This is a genomic window from Daejeonella lutea, assembly GCF_900168015.1.
GTDB lineage: Bacteria > Bacteroidota > Bacteroidia > Sphingobacteriales > Sphingobacteriaceae > Daejeonella > Daejeonella lutea.
On sequence record NZ_FUYR01000002.1, the window covers coordinates 154689 to 172302 of the forward strand.

Below are 17614 nucleotides of genomic sequence, written 5' to 3' on the forward strand. Positions count from 1 at the left end.
CCAATACTTCCCGGCACTATTTCACATATTGTGAAAAGAGTTCTACGAATTTCCACACCTCAATGGCGAACCACTTCCTTTCCCGAGCTTCGGTTCAATACCCTGAGGTTAAAACTAAACACTATCCGTGTCTATTTTTTATACGCCTCCAGTACTTTCTCTACCCAGTCTCCATTATTCTTAAGCAAAATTCCCGGCCAGAAACCTTCATCCTCACTCCCATACCACATACCACCGGCCCTCATCATTCAAGGCATAGGTAAGGCCGTCGCTCATTTCATAAACTTCACGCTGATGTTTATCGCTGTAATAGGCTTTTAGCTCACGTACCGGCACGCCCCCGTTTTCGCGGCGCAGGTAAAAGCGCAGGGCGTCGGTGTTAGGGGCGACATCACCAAGGGGCTGGTATTCGCCTTCGCGGATAAATGCTGAACTCATCGTATTACTGGTTTGTACGATTAAACAGGTGTGGGCAATTTTAGTTTGGTAGGCTGAAGAAGGTGCCCGGGATTAGTCTAGGGCTTCTTATACTCCGGCAGGCTGATCAGCCCGTTCACGAGAGATTTCCATTGTACTTTTGAGAATCCCAATATCGCGCCGATGCCAACTATGATATTTCTGATGCTGTCGAGAAGTGTGTATACGTCTGTATTGGGCGTTTCGTTCCTGCCATGCACGCCAGCAATAATGGTATTACCATCCCGTCGCACCAGGAAAGTAGTAGTTGCATCGTCTTTAAAGAAATGTGCGATTTCACCACCACCCCGGACAGGGTTAGGTGCAGGCCTGACGAGTAAAGCAGCAGATTCATAGTCCGCCATAATACTGCTTTTAGAAACGATATACTCAATCATCACCCACTCATAGGCCCCGCTGCCAGCGGTACCAGGGGCAGGCAGGTTGATCCGGATGTGATCTCCTTCTTCAGGGCGTGACATCTTTAGATTACCTTCTGCATCGGTAAGCTTAAATTCGGCGAGGTTATTACTGATCTGGCCCCAGTTATTGATGTCCATTAAACGAGTTTTTACCGTAGCATAATGATCACAGGCCTCGTTAACCGATGGAAGTTCGATCGATGCAACGGTATTGCTTTGCCCTCCGGATATTTGTTTTGGTATAATTGCCGCTCCTGGTGCCATAATTGATCTTCAAAAAGGAAAGCGGGCATGCCCGCTTTCCATCAAAAACTAATATTACTATTTTCCGTTTGAACCGCTTGCTTTCTTAGCAGTTGATCCTTTTGCAGCTGAAGCAGTCTTTTCTGATCCAGTTGATTTCGCTTTTGCCGAGCTGGAACCTTGTCCACTCTTGCTTTCTTTTTTATCCGCCATAGTTTTTCATTTTGGGTTTGTAAAGGTTTAACTTTCAATAGCTTTAATTGTTTTAATGCAGGGATAATCGGGTATTCACCCACCCCGGAGCGGGTACTTCGACCCTGCATCAGCGTATTAATTCTGCTGTCCCGGATTGGTCACGGTTCGAAAGATTTCTTTAATTCCATCAGTTATCCATACCTCATGAACCTGGCTATTGCTAAGATCATCTGCTTCGGCTAACGCATTAGCTTACACAGTTTCGATAGTCTGGCAGCGGATCATGATCTCGTCCTGATCAAATTTCTTTTCGAGAGCTACTTTCAGATTTTGCCAATAATTTACTTCCCTGCTGTCTGAAACAACTTCGTAAACAATGATCGTATCCACCGCAATTTCATCCTTAGGATCCTTCCAAACACCGGTTGCGGGCGATCGGGAATAGCTTGTAAGGCCACCGAAATGCTCAGTGAGCTCCACTTTCAGTTCCTTATAGTTCTCAACCGGGATTGGCTCCCCTTCCTTATTATATAAAGGGAGCAGGATTTGAAAAAGCTTCTTCTTAGTCATATAATTTTTTGAGCATACCGTCTGATGTATAAGGTGATAATGCATCCTGGCAAGGTCAGATGAGCCGCCCTGGTTGGACGGCTCATAGCTGAGTAGTTACTGAGTAATACGCCGATGCCTATGGCTTTAACACCACTTTCACACAATCGTCCTCTTTCTTATCAAATATCTCGTATCCTTTGCTCGCTTCACTTAGCGGAAGCGTATGGCTGATAATATCATCCAGCACAACCTTTTCTTCTTTTACGAGCTCAATAAGCTTATCAATATAATTGAGCACAGGAGCCTGACCCTGCCGGATGGTGAGTCCTTTGTCAAACATCCTGTGAAGCGGGAAATTATCGAAAGGTGTGCCGTACACACCCACAATAGTCACGGTACCACTTCTTCTAACAGCCTGGAAAGCCATATCAAGAACCTTCATGCTGCCCTTTTCGAAGTTGATGGTCGCTTTCAAGCGGTCCAGCAAATTACGTTCAGGCTCGAAACCCACAGCATCCACACATACGTCAGCACCACGACCCTGAGTCATGTTGCGGATTGCTTCTACTACATCCACCTCGTGCGGGTTTAAGGTCTCCACCTTGTTTACGGTACGGGCTTTTTCCAGCCTGTAGTTTAATGGATCAATCGCAATAACGCGGCTGGCACCATTTATCCAGGCTGCCTTTTGCGCCATTAATCCTACCGGGCCGGATCCAAATATGGCCACCACTTCACCGCCTTTCAATTGAGCCCAGTCGATTGCCGACCATCCCGTTGGGAAGATATCCGTTAAGAACAGAACCTGCTCATCCGTTAAATTATCCGGAACAATCCGCGGACTGATATCCGCATAGGGCACCCGTACATATTCTGCCTGGCCGCCTGAATATCCGCCGTAGAGATCAGTGTAGCCAAACAATCCGGCGCCTTTCTGATCGAGCAGATCACCATTGGGACCATAGTGCTTGTAGTTCGAATTCTCACAGGAAGGCGATGCTGCGTGGGTACAGAAAAAACATTGTCCGCAGGCTATAGGAAAAGGTACTACTACCCGGTCGCCCTTTTTTAATTTGGTTACCCCGCTGCCTACCTCTTCTACGATTCCCATGAACTCATGGCCCAGGACCATGGGATTTAGCTGCGGCACTCCGCCGCTTAAAATATGGAGATCCGACCCGCAGATTGCGGTGGAAGTCACTCTCAAGATTACGTCGCCTGATTCCTCAAGCTTCGGATCCGGGACATTGTCTACACGGATGTCGCCGGGTTTATGGAATACTGCTGCTTTCATAGATTCTGAATTTGGTGTATAAAAAAGCAACACCCTTTATTCAGAATCAGTTTGCCGGGGGCCACGAATCGAGTAGTAACACCATGACCAAAGTATTTATACTCATACTATTCATTTCAAAAACTTCAAAACACCTTTCTGGATACGCTGTTCTAAAGTGATGACTGATATTGCCAGACGTTTCCCACAAAACCCACTCCTTTCTCCATCCGACCTCCAGCCAAGCAGTCCGGGCCTGCACATTGCCTGCCTGTTAAATCCGGGTGTCTTCAGCTTCCAGGGGAAAACCTGGCTGCTGGTGAGAGTGGCTGAACGACCGCAGCAAAACGATATTCATATATCATTCCCAATCCTGAATGAAGACGGCACTACGCAGATCATGCAGATTGCGCTGGATGATGCTGATCTTATTGCTACGGATACCCGTGTAGTGAAATACAAGGGCATTGATTACCTCACAACCTTATCGCATTTACGCTTGCTCTGCAGCGACAACGGATACGATTTTTACGAACCTGAGGGCTACCCATATCTTCACGGCGCGGGCAGCCTGGAGACTTTTGGAATCGAAGATTGCCGGGTGACTTTCCTGGAAAACAAGTTCTATTTAACCTTTACAGCAGTTTCCGAAAGCGGAGTTGGCGTGGGTATGAGAACAAGCACCGACTGGAAAACATTTGAATCGATGGGGATGATCCTGCCGCCGCATAACAAGGATTGCGCACTATTCGAAGAGAAAATCAATGGCCTGTATTATGCCCTTCACCGCCCCAGCAGCGTTGATCTGGGTGGCAATTATATCTGGCTTGCCCAGTCGCCCGACGGGTTACATTGGGGCAATCATAAATGCATTTTAAAAACCCGGGAAGATAGCTGGGACAGTGCCCGCGTGGGAGCAGGCGCGGCTCCAATCAAGACTGAACGGGGCTGGCTCGAGATTTACCACGGAGCAAACGCTAAACATCAGTATTGCCTGGGGGCAGTGCTGCTGGATTTGAACAACCCATTTATCGTGCTGGCCCGCACCGCTGAGCCGATTATGATCCCTAAAGAACCGTATGAACTTAGCGGGTTCTTCGGTCATGTTGTATTTACAAACGGCCATATAGTTGAACCCGACGGAGACACTATCACCTTCTATTATGGAGCAGCAGATGAATTTGTTTGCGGAGCGAGGTTCTCTATTAAAGAAATCTTTGAAGCATTAAGTTAATGGAACGACCTCAAGCCCAGCTGATGACTAGTTTCTGATCACCGTAAACTACATATTCAATCGCACCGTCGCTTGCTTTCGATTCCTTTATCCTGCCTTGCCTGCTTGCGGAGATCGTCATATCAGGGCATTTACTGCCATTTGCTACCACCCTCACCTTACACGCCAGCTGATGATTTCCCTGAATATGTAAAGTCACTTCGTTCTTACTTCTCCGGACTTTCGTTTTAGGATATTCCACGAAAATCATAAAATCCTCTCCCGGTATTCGTATGTAATGGCGGGGAAGTATCCCAAAAGCATTGCCCGCACCATAGACTTCTTGTCCGACCTGCCCGCTTTGTTCCCAACCATCATGCAGGTCCTCTAAGGCTATCCATAATTTATTATCTATCTCGCCGATTTTGGCCTCCTCACAAAGCATATCGGCCGGTAATTTAGGTGGGTAGTAATATACTGCGCGATAAGTTAGATACTTAATGTATTCTGCCAGCAGCAACGAAACGGATGGGAGAATGTCAACGCCTTCCGCATGATTCAAATAATCATGGAGGGCACAAAATACCTCCTGTTCCTCATATACCGCGGTATAAGGAGCATCATTTAAGGGGAATAATGCAAAAAAGGACGGGAAATTCTTTCCGAAGCCATAATTACAATCCCATAACTGCACATTCTTTAACACATTGGCTATGCACAGGTAACTGAGGTTCTTATATATCTCTTTGCCGGTTATTTTATAAAGTCGCAAAAGCGCTCCCGATGAAAAAGCGGTATTGTTTGCCTGATAAAATAGTTCAAAGCCCAGTCCAGAGAGGGTCATTGCTGCGGTTTCGGCTTCACGGAGATATTTATCCTCTTTGGTCAGCTCAAAAGCCTGCAACATAATGTGAGCGTATAATCCGGCCACATCCTTTTCACCACCCTTGCCAGGCTGTGTTTCACCCTTGATTACTTCCAGGGTTTTAAGGTCATAGAATACAGGCCATTTGTACTGGAAGTGTCTCGCAACTTTCATCGCGAAAGGAATAGAATCCATGAACAATTTATGAGCAATTTTATCCCCTTTCAGCGCCATTCGTGAAAGGTTTAAAAGTGGATGGTGCAGGTACCACGAATCCATCACATCCGGCTTTTTCTGCTCCTCTTCTCCTTTCAATTTGCCCTGAGCTGCAGGCAGCCAGCGCCGAATGGTACCCAGCTGTTCGTCATAGAAAGAAGGTAGTCCTTCCCTGATTCGTTTTATGACCTCGATTTTTTCGCCGCTCCATTCTACATAATCAATCAAAGGCAGTAATACCGCCAGCTGAACCATGATCTCGGGTGGCGTTTCATGATCGCTCACATACGCATTAAAATACTGATTACCCTTTACCTGCGACATACAACCGGGATTCTCCAGTAAATCCCGCAGACCATTTTGAAGGATATGCGGCCAATTGTTGTACTCGGTTTCAGGTTTGGGCATCCGTGTATACAGCCGTGCCAGCAAGTTGAGATATTGATGTGTAACAGCAGCTTCGTCAGTCGGGGAATCGCTGGAGAAAACGATGTAAGCATCCGATATGACAAGCTCTTTATTGGCCTTCAATGGCACCTCTATTGCAGGTGGCAGGGCCAGCCCCATTTCCGGCCACTGTCCCCCAACCACTCCACCAGATGAAGTTTTTGTCTGCTCGTTATATTCAGCCAGTTCGGTCAGGTTCTGCATATACATCACCGAACCAGCCCTGGGACGGGTAAGGCTAAAATATAACAGCCCGGAACGTGTTCCTTCCTGGGCGACATGGATCTGTCCACTGGTATTTTCAGGACTTCCGTGTTTGCTGGTAATAAGGATATCCCATGGCCAGAAAGGTATAAAGGTATCGGCCACGGGGCGGAATTTTGTCTGGTACTGCATTATCGGCTCAACCCCATCAATCAAGGACAAATTGACTGTAAATCTGCCGATGACGCTTGATAGAGTAAACACGATTTGTTCCCCCTTTTCGATCACCCCGCTCAGGCCGAATGTACCGCCAGCACAATAGGCTGCACGAAATGCAATCCGGCCTCCAAATTCATTCTTAGTAAGGATCCAAAAGGAATCATCGTGGAGCTGGACAGAAACATCCATCGTTCCCAGTTTGCATTTATATATGCTTACAGTTGCTGAAGCTTTGAATTTCTCACCTGCGACAGCTGCCCAGGGCGATATAGGGTTCATAGTTCAGGGGTTTAGGAAATATTAACCCCTGAGCGGAGCCCTTGTTTCACATTCATGCAAATTAGGTATTAAATCGTGCTTCTACCTGAATTTGAATGTATAATACGCAAATACCAACAAACCGCCCAACCACGTGTTAGCTAATCAAACTGCAAAAGCATGAAAAATCATTCCTTCTTTTATCGCAACGGTCTGAGCATTGTTTTCCTGCTCCTGTTTATCATTACCCTTGCCGCGCAGGTGCTTGCCGGCTGGAAAGACCATAATAACACGCTAAACGACGCCGGAACTTCTAGTCTCAGTTTCATGGCTTACCTGGATACCGGGCATTTCATTTCCTCAACCTTTGAAAATTTTCAGAGCGAGTTTCTGCAGATGGCACTATACGTTGTATTAACTATTTACTTAAGACAGGAAGGCTCTTCAGAATCCAAAAAGCTGGATGGCAAGGAGGAAGTGGACCGGGAACCCAAAGCCTCGAAAAATGCGCCCTACCCTGTTCGAAAGGGGGGCTGGATGCTAAAGCTTTATAGTATGTCGCTTTCAATTGCATTTGTACTACTGTTTGCTATTTCATGGGGACTTCATTTTTACGGTAGCTTACTCGACCATAATGAGGGGCAAATGCTAAATGGTAAACCGGTTTTCACAGCAGCTCAATATCTTATGGAACCTTCATTTTGGTTTGAAACTTTCCAAAACTGGCAAAGTGAGTTTTTGTCAGTCGCATCGATAGTATTTCTTTCCATTTACCTGAGGCAGAAAGGCTCGCCAGAATCAAAACCTGTGGATGCTCCGTATAGGGAGACGGGGGAGTAAGGAAGAGGGGAACGGAGAGTGGAGAGTGGAGAGTGGAGAGTGGAGAATTGAGAGGGAGATGGGAAGCAGGACGTTGGAGGCAGGAAGTAAGAGGCAGGAGGCATGAAGCATGAATTATGAGGTAGGAAAAAGCCAGCCCCGGAAAAGGACTGGCTTAACATCAAAAACACACTTACATCCTTTCCTTCATTGCTTTTGCGGCGGCCTGATGTCCTTTTAAGGTTGGGAGGGTCTTTGCGGCCCAGGTCCTGACATCGGCATCCTTAGCGTCTTTTGCTGCTTCTTCGAACATGCTGACTGTTTTATCATGGTCACTGACCATCATATCAACATAATGCTTATCGAATTCTATACCTTTTAATCCTTTCATTTCATTCAAATGGCCTTGTACATCTTCCCCCGGAGTTTCAGGCAGGACGACATTTTTAGATGCTGCCAATGCTTTCAACTCTTCCCCGGCTTTATTATGGTCGGCGATCATCTGGGAACCGAAAGTCTTTACATTCGACGCGGCAGCATTTGACTGGGCGATTTTGCCGGCCTCTACTTCCATCATACCTCCATTGGCTGCTGCAATCATAAAGTCAGAATCGTCTTCCTTTACATCGTTGTTAACGTTTTCATTGGAATCTTCCGCTGCTTCTACACTGTCTGTTTCGGTTTTAGCCGCATTGTTGCAGGCAAAGATCGACAGGGAGCCCGCGATCATTAAAGTGATTAAGATGTTCTTTTTCATATGCTGGTGCTTTAGTTTGGTGCGATGTATCAGGCTGGCCGTCAACGGTCAGCCTTGAAGTTTAACTTAGGTGAGGGTAAATTGTTCTGGGTGTAAGTGGATTTAAGTATTGATACGGGTATACGAATGGGCGTATGCGTATAAATACTCAGACACCAATAAAGCTGAAATAAAAAAGCCGTCGCTTAGGACGGCTTTTTATTATCTGATCTCAATCTGGCGGGAGACGGTCTTGGCCTCTTCCCGTTTGCCGATATCGATCCTCAGCACCCCGTTTTCGTAAAGTGCTTCAATACGGCTGTCATCGGCAGTGTCCGGCAAGTTAAACGACCTTACAAATGAGGTGTAGTTGAACTCGCGTTTGGCGTACCGCTTCTCATTTTGACTATTCTCCGCGCTCACTTCAGCAGAGACAGTCAGCATGTTGTTTTCCACATGCAGCTTAAAATGTTCCTTGCGCAATCCCGGAGCAGCCATCTCAATGTGGAAGGCATCGGCACTTTCACTGATGTTCACAGCAGGCACAAAGCTGGTGCGGTTAGTAAAAAAGGTGTCATTGAAAATAGAGTCGAACACTTCATTATAGCCTGGCAATAATGAGTTAGTTCCTTTCTGATTGTTGAATTTAACTAGTGTCATGATTGTCGATTTATATGATTTGTATTGAATTGCTTAACTATCAGACTGCAGGCAGCACACGTTTGATATTTCCCCCCTCATCAAAGTATACTGCTTTTTTGAGGATACCCTTCTTGAGCAGAACTTTGTAATCATTCGAGAACTTCTTACCGCTGCTTATCCGCTCTTCTTTATCGAGTACAGACCAGCCCTGGTATTTAGTACTCAGGGTACGGCTTACTTCTTCCGGGAGCGGTGTGTTTTTCAGAACTTGTCTGACCTTTAAGAGGTTGCCATTTTTGTCGTAAATGGCCAGGTACCTGCCATCTTCATTTTTAATAGCCACCTGATAGTAATAAGGCTGCTCCTGTTCTGAGGCCGGACTGATCTCAACGTTCCACTGCTTGCCATAATGTGCGGCAGTGATACTGGTTAAGGTCTGGCTGATCGGCTCCGGAAAGGCTTTCTTTATGGAATCCAGAACAACCTGTGGGGCGGTGCCTTTATCGGCAGGCCGCAGAGCTACTTTTGCAATTTGGGCGCTGCAGGTGAATGCTGCCACGCTTAGCGCCATAATAAAGATTAGTTTTTTCATAATTGTACTTTTTTAAAGGTTCAACCATAAATCATTAAAATTTACCATAACGGTATCTGGCATATTACAAAATCTGTGCAAGACGCATCCAAATGTCAAAATGTAATTATTTTGAAGGTGAGAAATGTCAAAATGACGGTGGACGGTTGACAGTTTACGGTTGACAGTTGACAGTTGAGGGTGGACAGTTGAAAGTGGAAAGTTGAAAGTGGACAGTGGAAAGTGGAAAGGTGAAAGAGGAAGAGTGGACGGTTGACGGTTGACGGTGGACAGTTGAAAGTGGAAAGTGGAAAGTTGAAAGTGGAATTGCGAAAGGTGAAAGAGGAAGGGTGAAAGAGGAACTTGTTTACACTTGCTTTAACGAAGACGGGTTGGGTGGAAATAAAAAAACCGTCGGTGAGGACGGCTTTTATTTGCTGATTGGAACAGTGAGGGAGAATGAATTAATTGTTAAGTCCGGTTAACTTCCTCGACAGCGCTGCTTTTCCGGATATCTACTTTCTGGCCTTTGCTGAAGTTATAGCGCAGGCTGGCGCCGATGGTCCGGCTGCGGAAGTATTGATCGAAATTATTGATGTTGCCGTTTATTGTGGAGTCGAAACGGAGGCGATAGCTTTTGAATATATCCGGCGCGTTTACGCTCAGGTCAAGCTTCTTATTTAAAAAGCTTTTCTTGAATCCAAGATCGACACGGTTCATTGCCTTTACGCGGTAGAGGCCTGAGACTCCTGGTCCCCGGTACAGCAGGTTTAGTTCCATCCTGATGTCTTTCAGCAAACCGACTGTATGGTTAGACTGTGCCATGTATGTAAACTGCCTGTTTCGCTGCGGACCATTCCCATTTTCGAGATTTAGATCAGTATATGCGAAATAGAGGGTATTACTGGTATCCCAGTTCTTCGCTATTTTAATGGGGCCGTTCCCCGAAAGGCTTACATCATGCCCGGTATTCACGTTACCATTATAATAAATAGTTGTGTTGGTTGTAGGATCTATGCGCAGCAGCTCGGAAATGATATCGTTGGTGAGCTGGTAGCTGAGTACCAGGTTATAGGTTTTTTTGAACACCTGGGTCACGCTAAGCGAGTGCGCATATTGAGGCCTCAAATAAGGATTCCCTTCAATATAGGTATAGGGATCCCGATAGAATATAAAGGGATTCAGGTTACCATAGTTCGGGCGCTGCAGTCGGCGGCTGTAACTGTAGTTAATATCATAATTCGGCGTCACCTTATGCTGGAGAAAGACACTTGGAAATAAATTCAGGTAGCTACGGTCGGTAACCTGCCCTGTTGTCGGCGACTCCCCTCTGGAATCGGTCTGCTCAGCGCGAAGTCCAGCCTGTACGTTTAGCTTCGGTGAAAGGGTGCCCTGGAAGTTGATGTAGGCCGCATAGATGTTCTCCCGGTAATTGAATTCATTGGATCGCTTCGGGTCAGGGGTAAGTCCGCCGTTGTTGAAATAGAATTTCGAATCGGCGGCTGTAACCACACTGCTGATCCGGCCACCTGTTTCAAATTTCGCAGATTTGGACAGGGCGCGGGTATAATCAATTTTTCCTGAATAGATATCAAAGTCGTTCGGGGTGTCGGAATACAGGAACTCAGTAATAACCGGCTCCGGCACCAGGAGGTTAGTAAAATAGTTGCTCGTCCACGAGGCTCCGCGATTGGCGATCGAAACATAATCAAGATCTGCCGATAAACTGCTGCCTGCAGTGTCCAGCTTGCCAGCATAATGCAGGTTCGTGGTAAAATTCCTGTAGGTATTCTCCAACACATTATCCGCATCGATAAACTGACCCGGATTGTTGGGAGCAGCCCCTATCAAGGTTTCCGTGAGGAAATCTGATTTTGCACTATTCCGGTTATAGCCGGCAACAAAGCCGATCAGGTGGTTTTTATCGATACTATAATCAGAGCCCAGTCGCACCCGCGGCGGGCCGACTGATGCAAAGTTACCCACCGCTGTCTGGTCGAAATACGTGGTGTTGAGCGGACTATAAAATATACGGGTGAAGGTAGCCTCTCTCCCACCCACGCGGCGTGCCGCATCCAGGTTGGCAAATGAATTAAAGCGGCCTTTCTTGAAATTGAGCGTAGCGCCGGTATTCCAGGCATGCTGCCTGCCATTATAGATATAGCCGGCACTGATACTTCCATTTATCCCCTGCAGGTCGTTCTTCTTGAGATTGATATTGAGTATCCCGGAAGCACCTTCCGCATCATACTTTGCCGATGGATTGGTAATGATCTCGATGTTCTTAATGTTCTCAGCAGGCATGCTCTCCAGTAAGTTCCGCAAGTCTGCAGCCGAGAGGTAAGTCAGTTTACCATCAAGCATCACAGTTACCCCTGGCCGGCCATTAAGCTGGATATTTCCCTGCTGGTCGATAAATACACCCGGGGCGCGGCCAAGCACCGTATAAGCCGAGTTGCCCGAAGCCATTGCTGTACCTTCCACATTCAGCACCATCCGGTCGGCTTTCTGGATAAGCGTTGGCCTCATAGCTGTTACGCTGACCTCCCCTAAAGATCTTGAATCCTGGGAGATAAGTATGTCGCCATGATCATGTCCGGGCTTTTCCGGGCTGACTGTGAACGGGGCGGTCTTGTGAGTTTTATAGCCCATGGTCGACACTTTCAAAACATAAGAACCCGCCGCAGGGGCTGTTATGGCGAACCTGCCGGTCGTATCGCTCAAAATGGCAGATACAAAAGATGAATCAGCAGCCTTTTGAAGGGTAATGGTGGCATAGGTCAGAGGGGCCTGCTGCGTAGTGACCAGCCTGCCCGTGATCGTCGGTTTTTGCGCGTACAGCATGCCGGAAAAAAGGCAAAGCAGTGGCAGGACTGTTAAAACAGTTAATTTTTTCATGATAATAAATTAGGCGGTGTAACCGCGGATTAATTGGTTAGCGCTGTTCGGCTTTTAAACTTATATATTTCTGAAGGACCGGGTAGTTATGGCCCTTTGCTTTCATTTCCTTAACATACGACGCAGTAGCACCGGCGGCCGTTGCACCGATCACTTCTTTAAGTGTAACATCAGGGAAACCCAGTGCGCGGTAATCCCTGACCGTGGCCGGCGTTATGCGCAACTTTTTGAGCGTAATGAAATTCCGAAGCTCCTGATTTTCGAAGCCGATGCTGTAGAAGCTTTTAATAAAGCCCGGTGTTACCCCGGCTACCATCAGGCTCGTGATAGTCTCGTCCTCAGGTTTGGCATATCCCATGTCTTTAAGCTGGGTTAGGTAGTCTTCCTTGGTCAGGATCTTGGTGTCAGGCTTATTCACCCGGTCTAAATCACCTTCAACTTTAGATAAGATCACGCCGACATTACGGGTAATTCCGGTCAGAGCATCATTATAGCTCTTGTTACCGGAGTTCCCGGTGTCTGCTGGCCGTGAGACGGGCTTGATAGTATCGCCTGCTCCTCCCTGCTGCTGCAGAGTTGCAGCACCTCTGACAGAAGAAACCGGTTCATTGCTGCGCGGGTCGATACCTTTACCTTTCGAGTTAATGAGTTGCGAGAGCGTCAGGTTGGTATACCCCGCGGCTTTCATTGCCCTGATATAATCAGCATCGATGCCCAGGGAGCGGGCAATACCCAGATCATTTAAGGGTACATTCCGGAAGCCATTTTCTTTGAGCATACTAAGGTAGTCACTGTCAACGCGGAGAGCTGCCAGGACAATGAGCTGGTCTTTTGCCCGTTGGGTATATCCATTTGCCTTAAGCATACTGATCAGGTCGCGGTCGACCCCGGAAAGAAAGTAAGCCAGCATATCCAGATCACTGACTTCCTGAACACCCTCTGTCTTCAGGAAAGCAGCAAAGTTTACGTCGGGGGTAAAGAAATAATTACCAGAACCCTGTTCTGCTTCAAATTCGCCCTTGAACAGAATTGTTCCAGCCTCGCGAACCAGGGAAAAACTGCCTTTGTCTTCAGAAAATCCTTTAAGCTCACTGAGAGCGAAGACACTGTTATTTTGCCCCTGGTCATCCCGGCTTTTAAAGATCACAACCAGGTCGCTTCCAGATAATTCGGCGGTCCACGGCCCTTCCGTTTCGATCCATTCGGTATCTGTAGATACCGGACGGGACATTAGCGGACCGGCACTGGCAAGCGGCTCATTTAGTATAAAGACCGAGCCGGCAAAAAGGGGCAGCAGGAAAAAGTATTTCCAGGCTGTGCCCATACTTGAACGTTTTGCATTCATCATGTTAAATCTCTTTTTTAGTAATGACTGATTATAATTGGTTGTCAGGTTCAGGGGGAAGTGCGGTGCCGATACCTTCAGCAGGCTTAGCTGGTAGCTCTCCTGGTCGACCTCATTCTGCTCTAACAGTTGCTGATCTGTGAGGAACTCCAGGTTATTTTCCAGTTCCTTGCGATAAAGCCAGGCAAAAGGATTAAACCAATGAAATACCAGCACCAGCTCCGAAATCAGCAGGTCGTAAGAGTGGCCGTCGCGGATATGGATCTTTTCATGCAGGAGGATCTGGTTGTAAGTCTCCCAGTCGTATTTTTCAGGATTAATATAAATGCTGTTGCCAAACGAGCACGGAGCCGTGTCGCCGCTCATCTCCACGATGCGGTAAGGACCGTCCTGGATAAACGGCCGTGTAGCCGAGCGATACAGCAGGGTGATAAGCTGCACCAGGAAAGTGATCCCGAAGGCGGCAACGCCGGCCCAATAGATCCAGGCAGCTACTTGTACGACCTGCCCGAAAGTTACTGCCGGTTTTGGTGGAGTCGATGGTTTGCTGGCAATCTCAGCGGAGCCGATGCTAACATCAGTTCCATTTTCAGGTTTTCCTACCCACCAATAGCCCTCAACATCCGGCTTCCTTAAAGACAATTCCGCCGGCACCCGGATCAGTGGCAGCAGGAATGAGAGCGCCAGGCAGGCAAGCAGCACGTAGCGGTTCAATCTGAAAAATGTTTCCTTAACAAGCAGCAGGCGGTAGAAGATCGCACCTATGGCAAGCAGGAGTGTGACATTTACGATGTAGCTCATGGCTTTTTAGATTTGATATCCTTCAAGATCTCGTTGAATTCTGCTTCGGTCAGGTTTTGCTCCTTTGCAAAAAAGGCAAGCATGCGCGGATAGGAGTTATCGAAATACTGGCGGACAATATCTTTCATACTATGCTTCTGATAATCTTCACGGGAGATTTTTGGGAAATAGTAATGCATATTACCTACTGCCTCATGACCGAGGAAACCTTTTTCTTCCAGAATCTTTATCATCGTGGCTACGCTGTTATAATGCGGCTTCGGGTCGGGAAGCAAAGGAATCACATCACGGATAAATGCTTTTTCCAGATCCCAGATAACCTGCATGATTTGTTCTTCTCTTGTTGCTAACTTCATCAGTATTCTAATTTATTCTGCAATGATACTACTAATTTATTAGTAGTTCAACTAATTGATTAGGAACGTTACTAACTTATTCGGTATTAGCTGATTTTCAATACATTAAAATTATCACGATGTTTACATAGTTAAGAATTGAGTATGCCGTACAATATCGAACTGGCTAATCGCCTCAGGGAATATCTCGGGAAAGTGCCCCGATTGCGAGTGAAGGAAAAGAAAATGTTTGGGGGACTGGCCTTTATGGTCAGTGATAGAATGTGCATTAACGTTAGCGGCGACAGACTGATGTGCCGCTTCGACCCAAAGCTGGAAGCTGAGATACGGGCCAAAGCCGGCTATGAGCCCATGATCATGCGTGGAAAGGAATTACGGGGATACTGTTACGTACGGGAAGAAGGCTACCGGTCAGAGGAAGATTTTAAGTATTGGGTAGGATTTTGTTTGGATTATAATGGTTTGGCCGGGTGAGATGATAGGTATAACCGAAACAGGTCTGGAAAAGAATGCACCGTAAAGTGATTTAAAGCTCAATGGGTTCTTTAAACTCGTTGACTGAAACCGTGGCGGGCTTAGCTGGCTCATCCCAGGCAGGGTCATTAAGTATCGAGCGCGCAACTACGAGTGAAAGGAGATACATGCCGGATACAATGAGCAAAGCATAGCGCAAAGCCCAATCGTTGCCGGCCGTGTGATATAAAACAATGAACAGGCTGCAACCTATGAGGCGGCCGGCATACAATCCTAATTCATGCCTGAATATATAGGTAAATTTATTGCGCTTTTCAATTTCTGCAACTCGCTCCGTTACGCCGAGCTGAATAGGGAAATAAGCCAGGTCGAGTAAGGGCCTGGCGAAAACCAGACAGGCAACAAACACCAGTACCCCAGCAGCAGAGTATAATAATGCATTGATTGCCGAACCGGCCAGAAATAAAAACAAACCCAGTGCAAAGATCCGCAGGCGATGTTGTGGACCAGTTTTGCGCCCCAGGATGTATAACAGAACGGCCGTAATACTTGCACCTAAGGATTGGATGAGACCCAGAGAACCTTCGGAACCAACCAGGTTCATGATCAGCATTACCGGTGCGGTGATAATATAACCATTAGCAATACCCTTGAGGAGGGCGAGGCCAAGCATTTTCTTCCACAACCTGTGAAAGGTGAAAAATAAGAGCGGTGCCGGTGCCGGATTTTTAAACTGCGCCCGATGGAGCAGCACCGAGGCAGCTACTGTTAGCAGAAAAACACCGCCGGTAAGGATATGGTATGCCGTGTTACGCCCGGGGAACCAGTCCAGTTCACGGCCGGTGGCAATAAATGCCCCCGCCGCTGCCGGTACAATAACAACAGCCATCGCGGAAAAGAAAGTTTCCAGACCATAATAATAGTTGCGATTGGCATTTGTAGTGCTGGTGAGAGCAAGAAAAGTTCGGTTTGACCAGAAAAAACCATATGAGAAGCCCATAATCAAGCCCGCGACCAGCACATTCATTACTGTTGGATCCTTCATCAGCATCATCAAAGCCATAGAGATGCTGCTTAATATCATGCCTGTGGAATACATCTTCCTGATCGGAAATTTTTTCAGGAATAAGCCATTAAGAAAAAAGGTAACCGGGATACCCGTTGCCTGGGCCAGCTGAAAGACCATGACCAGGCTGAAATCAGCAGAATTACGTATTATATAGGCACCAATGAATAATTCAATTACCGGAATCACCAACGAGTAGATGAGATTCGTTAAAAGCAGAATCTGCATGGCATGCGGCTGAGACTTGAAAACGCTAATTTCTTTGTTGAGCTTTTCCACCAAACTGTCTCATTTAAAGTTCAGGACAAACAGATAAGAGAAGCCGGAGAATTGACTTTAATTTCCCGTTGCGTGTAAGTGAGGCTTCCATTCTCAGCTATGCGGAAAATCGTAACTCCATCACTTTTTTCATTCGCTGCAAGGAGCAATCGCCCGTCAGGGGTGATCAGAATGCTCCTGGGACTTTTCCCTTCAGAGCTTATCCGCTGCAGAAAACTAAGATTCCCACTGATGGGATCCATTTTAAAGACGACGAGTTCATTGATTTCACCCCTGACCGAGGCGTAAAGGATATCTGCATGGGGGTGAATTTTGAGATCGGCGGCTTCAACCACACTAGAGTAATCATTCGGAACCAGGGACTGTTTTGAAATCACCTCCAGGCCTGACCCGGGCGCTGAAATGGTAAAGATTTCACCGCTTAATTCAGTGAGCAGGTATATATGCATAGCATCCTGTGCAAACACAAGATGACGGGGTCCACTACCGGGCGGAAGCTGCAGGTATGGCGGATCGAATGGCGATAAAGGACCATCCTGTTCCGGATCGAAATGAAACTGGTAAAGGCGGTCACTGCCGAGATCAGTACAGATTAAAAACCTACCATCCGGTGAGAGCTGAGCTGCATGTATATGTGATTTCTCCTGCCGTCCTTGCACCGGTCCATGCCCATCGAAAGTAATCGCCTGTACAAGTTCTGAACTGGAATCATTCCGTAACCGCACAAGTAATAAAGTCCCCGCTCCATAATTAGCTATAAAAGCAAATCGGCAATCCTGATCTGCTGAAACAAAGCAGGAACCGCCCCCGCGGTAATTTAATTTATCTATCAGGGTAAGCGCGCCCTCATGAATCCCAAACGTTAGCAGCTGCCCGTGGTCGTTGGTCATCTGCTCACTAATGGCTAAGATCCGCCGGCAATCACGTGATAGCGCTAAAAAAGAAGGGTTCTCTATCCCTGCGACCATACTCAGCTGAATGGCGGCGAGCGTATCTCCTTCCAGCCGGTAAACAAATATACCAGGGTTTGTAGGAAGCGAATATGTGCCAACCGCAATAAGCAT

The 17614-nt window shown here is 47.0% G+C and carries 17 protein-coding genes; 3 read left to right on the forward strand and 14 right to left on the reverse strand.

The window, feature by feature from the left end; all coding sequences use genetic code 11:
• Nucleotides 1-213 precede the first annotated feature (213 nt).
• The 5 genes from B5X60_RS09640 to B5X60_RS09655 form a co-directional block, all read right to left on the reverse strand.
• A complete protein-coding gene (locus B5X60_RS09640) occupies nucleotides 214-438 on the reverse strand; it encodes a hypothetical protein (protein WP_079702488.1) in 225 nt (74 codons plus the stop codon).
• Between the two features lie 77 nt (nucleotides 439-515).
• The gene (locus tag B5X60_RS09645) at nucleotides 516-1142 is read right to left on the reverse strand and encodes a hypothetical protein (RefSeq protein WP_079702489.1); all 627 of its coding nucleotides are present in this window, start codon (nucleotides 1140-1142) and stop codon (nucleotides 516-518) included.
• A 57-nt stretch (nucleotides 1143-1199) separates the two neighbouring features.
• On the reverse strand, nucleotides 1200-1334 hold the full coding sequence (locus tag B5X60_RS18535; protein ID WP_262485820.1) for a hypothetical protein: 135 nt from the start codon (nucleotides 1332-1334) through the stop codon (nucleotides 1200-1202).
• A gap of 234 nt (nucleotides 1335-1568) precedes the next feature.
• Nucleotides 1569-1886: a hypothetical protein gene (locus tag B5X60_RS09650; protein WP_139377435.1), complete on the reverse strand. Its 318-nt coding sequence runs from the start codon at nucleotides 1884-1886 to the stop codon at nucleotides 1569-1571.
• Between the two features lie 118 nt (nucleotides 1887-2004).
• Nucleotides 2005-3162, reverse strand: coding sequence for a zinc-dependent alcohol dehydrogenase (locus B5X60_RS09655; protein WP_079702491.1), 1158 nt, complete (start codon nucleotides 3160-3162; stop codon nucleotides 2005-2007).
• Nucleotides 3163-3322: 160 nt separating this feature from the next.
• On the opposite strand from B5X60_RS09655, the gene B5X60_RS09660 reads away from it, so the two are divergent.
• Nucleotides 3323-4375 carry a glycoside hydrolase family 130 protein gene (locus tag B5X60_RS09660; RefSeq protein WP_079702492.1) on the forward strand — a complete coding sequence of 351 codons (1053 nt, stop codon included), beginning with the start codon at nucleotides 3323-3325 and terminating at the stop codon, nucleotides 4373-4375.
• A gap of 10 nt (nucleotides 4376-4385) precedes the next feature.
• On the opposite strand, the gene B5X60_RS09665 is transcribed toward B5X60_RS09660, so the two are convergent.
• Complete coding sequence (locus B5X60_RS09665; protein WP_079702493.1) at nucleotides 4386-6584, reverse strand: hypothetical protein; 2199 nt, start codon at nucleotides 6582-6584, stop codon at nucleotides 4386-4388.
• A gap of 159 nt (nucleotides 6585-6743) precedes the next feature.
• Here B5X60_RS09665 and B5X60_RS09670 point away from each other — a divergent pair, with 159 nt between their 5' ends.
• Nucleotides 6744-7403, forward strand: a complete 660-nt coding sequence (locus tag B5X60_RS09670) for a DUF6766 family protein (RefSeq protein WP_079702494.1) — start codon at nucleotides 6744-6746, stop codon at nucleotides 7401-7403.
• Nucleotides 7404-7575: 172 nt separating this feature from the next.
• Here B5X60_RS09670 and B5X60_RS09675 read toward each other — a convergent pair whose 3' ends face one another.
• The 6 genes from B5X60_RS09675 to B5X60_RS09705 all read right to left on the reverse strand — a co-directional run bounded on the left by B5X60_RS09675 (nucleotide 7576) and on the right by B5X60_RS09705 (nucleotide 14731).
• Complete coding sequence (locus tag B5X60_RS09675; protein ID WP_079702495.1) at nucleotides 7576-8139, reverse strand: DUF4142 domain-containing protein; 564 nt, start codon at nucleotides 8137-8139, stop codon at nucleotides 7576-7578.
• A gap of 201 nt (nucleotides 8140-8340) precedes the next feature.
• The gene (locus tag B5X60_RS09680) at nucleotides 8341-8778 is read right to left on the reverse strand and encodes an Hsp20/alpha crystallin family protein (RefSeq protein ID WP_079702496.1); all 438 of its coding nucleotides are present in this window, start codon (nucleotides 8776-8778) and stop codon (nucleotides 8341-8343) included.
• Nucleotides 8779-8818: 40 nt separating this feature from the next.
• Nucleotides 8819-9352 (reverse strand): hypothetical protein, encoded by a 534-nt coding sequence (locus B5X60_RS09685; RefSeq protein WP_079702497.1) that lies wholly within the window; start codon nucleotides 9350-9352, stop codon nucleotides 8819-8821.
• Between the two features lie 450 nt (nucleotides 9353-9802).
• Complete coding sequence (locus B5X60_RS09695; protein ID WP_079702498.1) at nucleotides 9803-12229, reverse strand: TonB-dependent receptor; 2427 nt, start codon at nucleotides 12227-12229, stop codon at nucleotides 9803-9805.
• 37 nt (nucleotides 12230-12266) lie between these two features.
• The gene (locus B5X60_RS09700; RefSeq protein WP_079702499.1) at nucleotides 12267-14375 is read right to left on the reverse strand and encodes a M56 family metallopeptidase; all 2109 of its coding nucleotides are present in this window, start codon (nucleotides 14373-14375) and stop codon (nucleotides 12267-12269) included.
• The gene (locus B5X60_RS09705) at nucleotides 14372-14731 is read right to left on the reverse strand and encodes a BlaI/MecI/CopY family transcriptional regulator (protein ID WP_079702500.1); all 360 of its coding nucleotides are present in this window, start codon (nucleotides 14729-14731) and stop codon (nucleotides 14372-14374) included. Before B5X60_RS09705 ends, B5X60_RS09700 begins: the two co-directional genes overlap by 4 nt.
• Before the next feature lie 144 nt (nucleotides 14732-14875).
• On the opposite strand from B5X60_RS09705, the gene B5X60_RS09710 reads away from it, so the two are divergent.
• Nucleotides 14876-15205: a TfoX/Sxy family protein gene (locus B5X60_RS09710; protein WP_079702501.1), complete on the forward strand. Its 330-nt coding sequence runs from the start codon at nucleotides 14876-14878 to the stop codon at nucleotides 15203-15205.
• Nucleotides 15206-15257: 52 nt separating this feature from the next.
• On the opposite strand, the gene B5X60_RS09715 is transcribed toward B5X60_RS09710, so the two are convergent.
• Together B5X60_RS09715 and B5X60_RS09720 are read right to left on the reverse strand one after the other, a co-directional pair.
• A complete protein-coding gene (locus B5X60_RS09715; RefSeq protein WP_139377436.1) occupies nucleotides 15258-16550 on the reverse strand; it encodes an MFS transporter in 1293 nt (430 codons plus the stop codon).
• 20 nt (nucleotides 16551-16570) lie between these two features.
• Nucleotides 16571-17614 (reverse strand): lactonase family protein, encoded by a 1044-nt coding sequence (locus tag B5X60_RS09720; RefSeq protein WP_079702502.1) that lies wholly within the window; start codon nucleotides 17612-17614, stop codon nucleotides 16571-16573.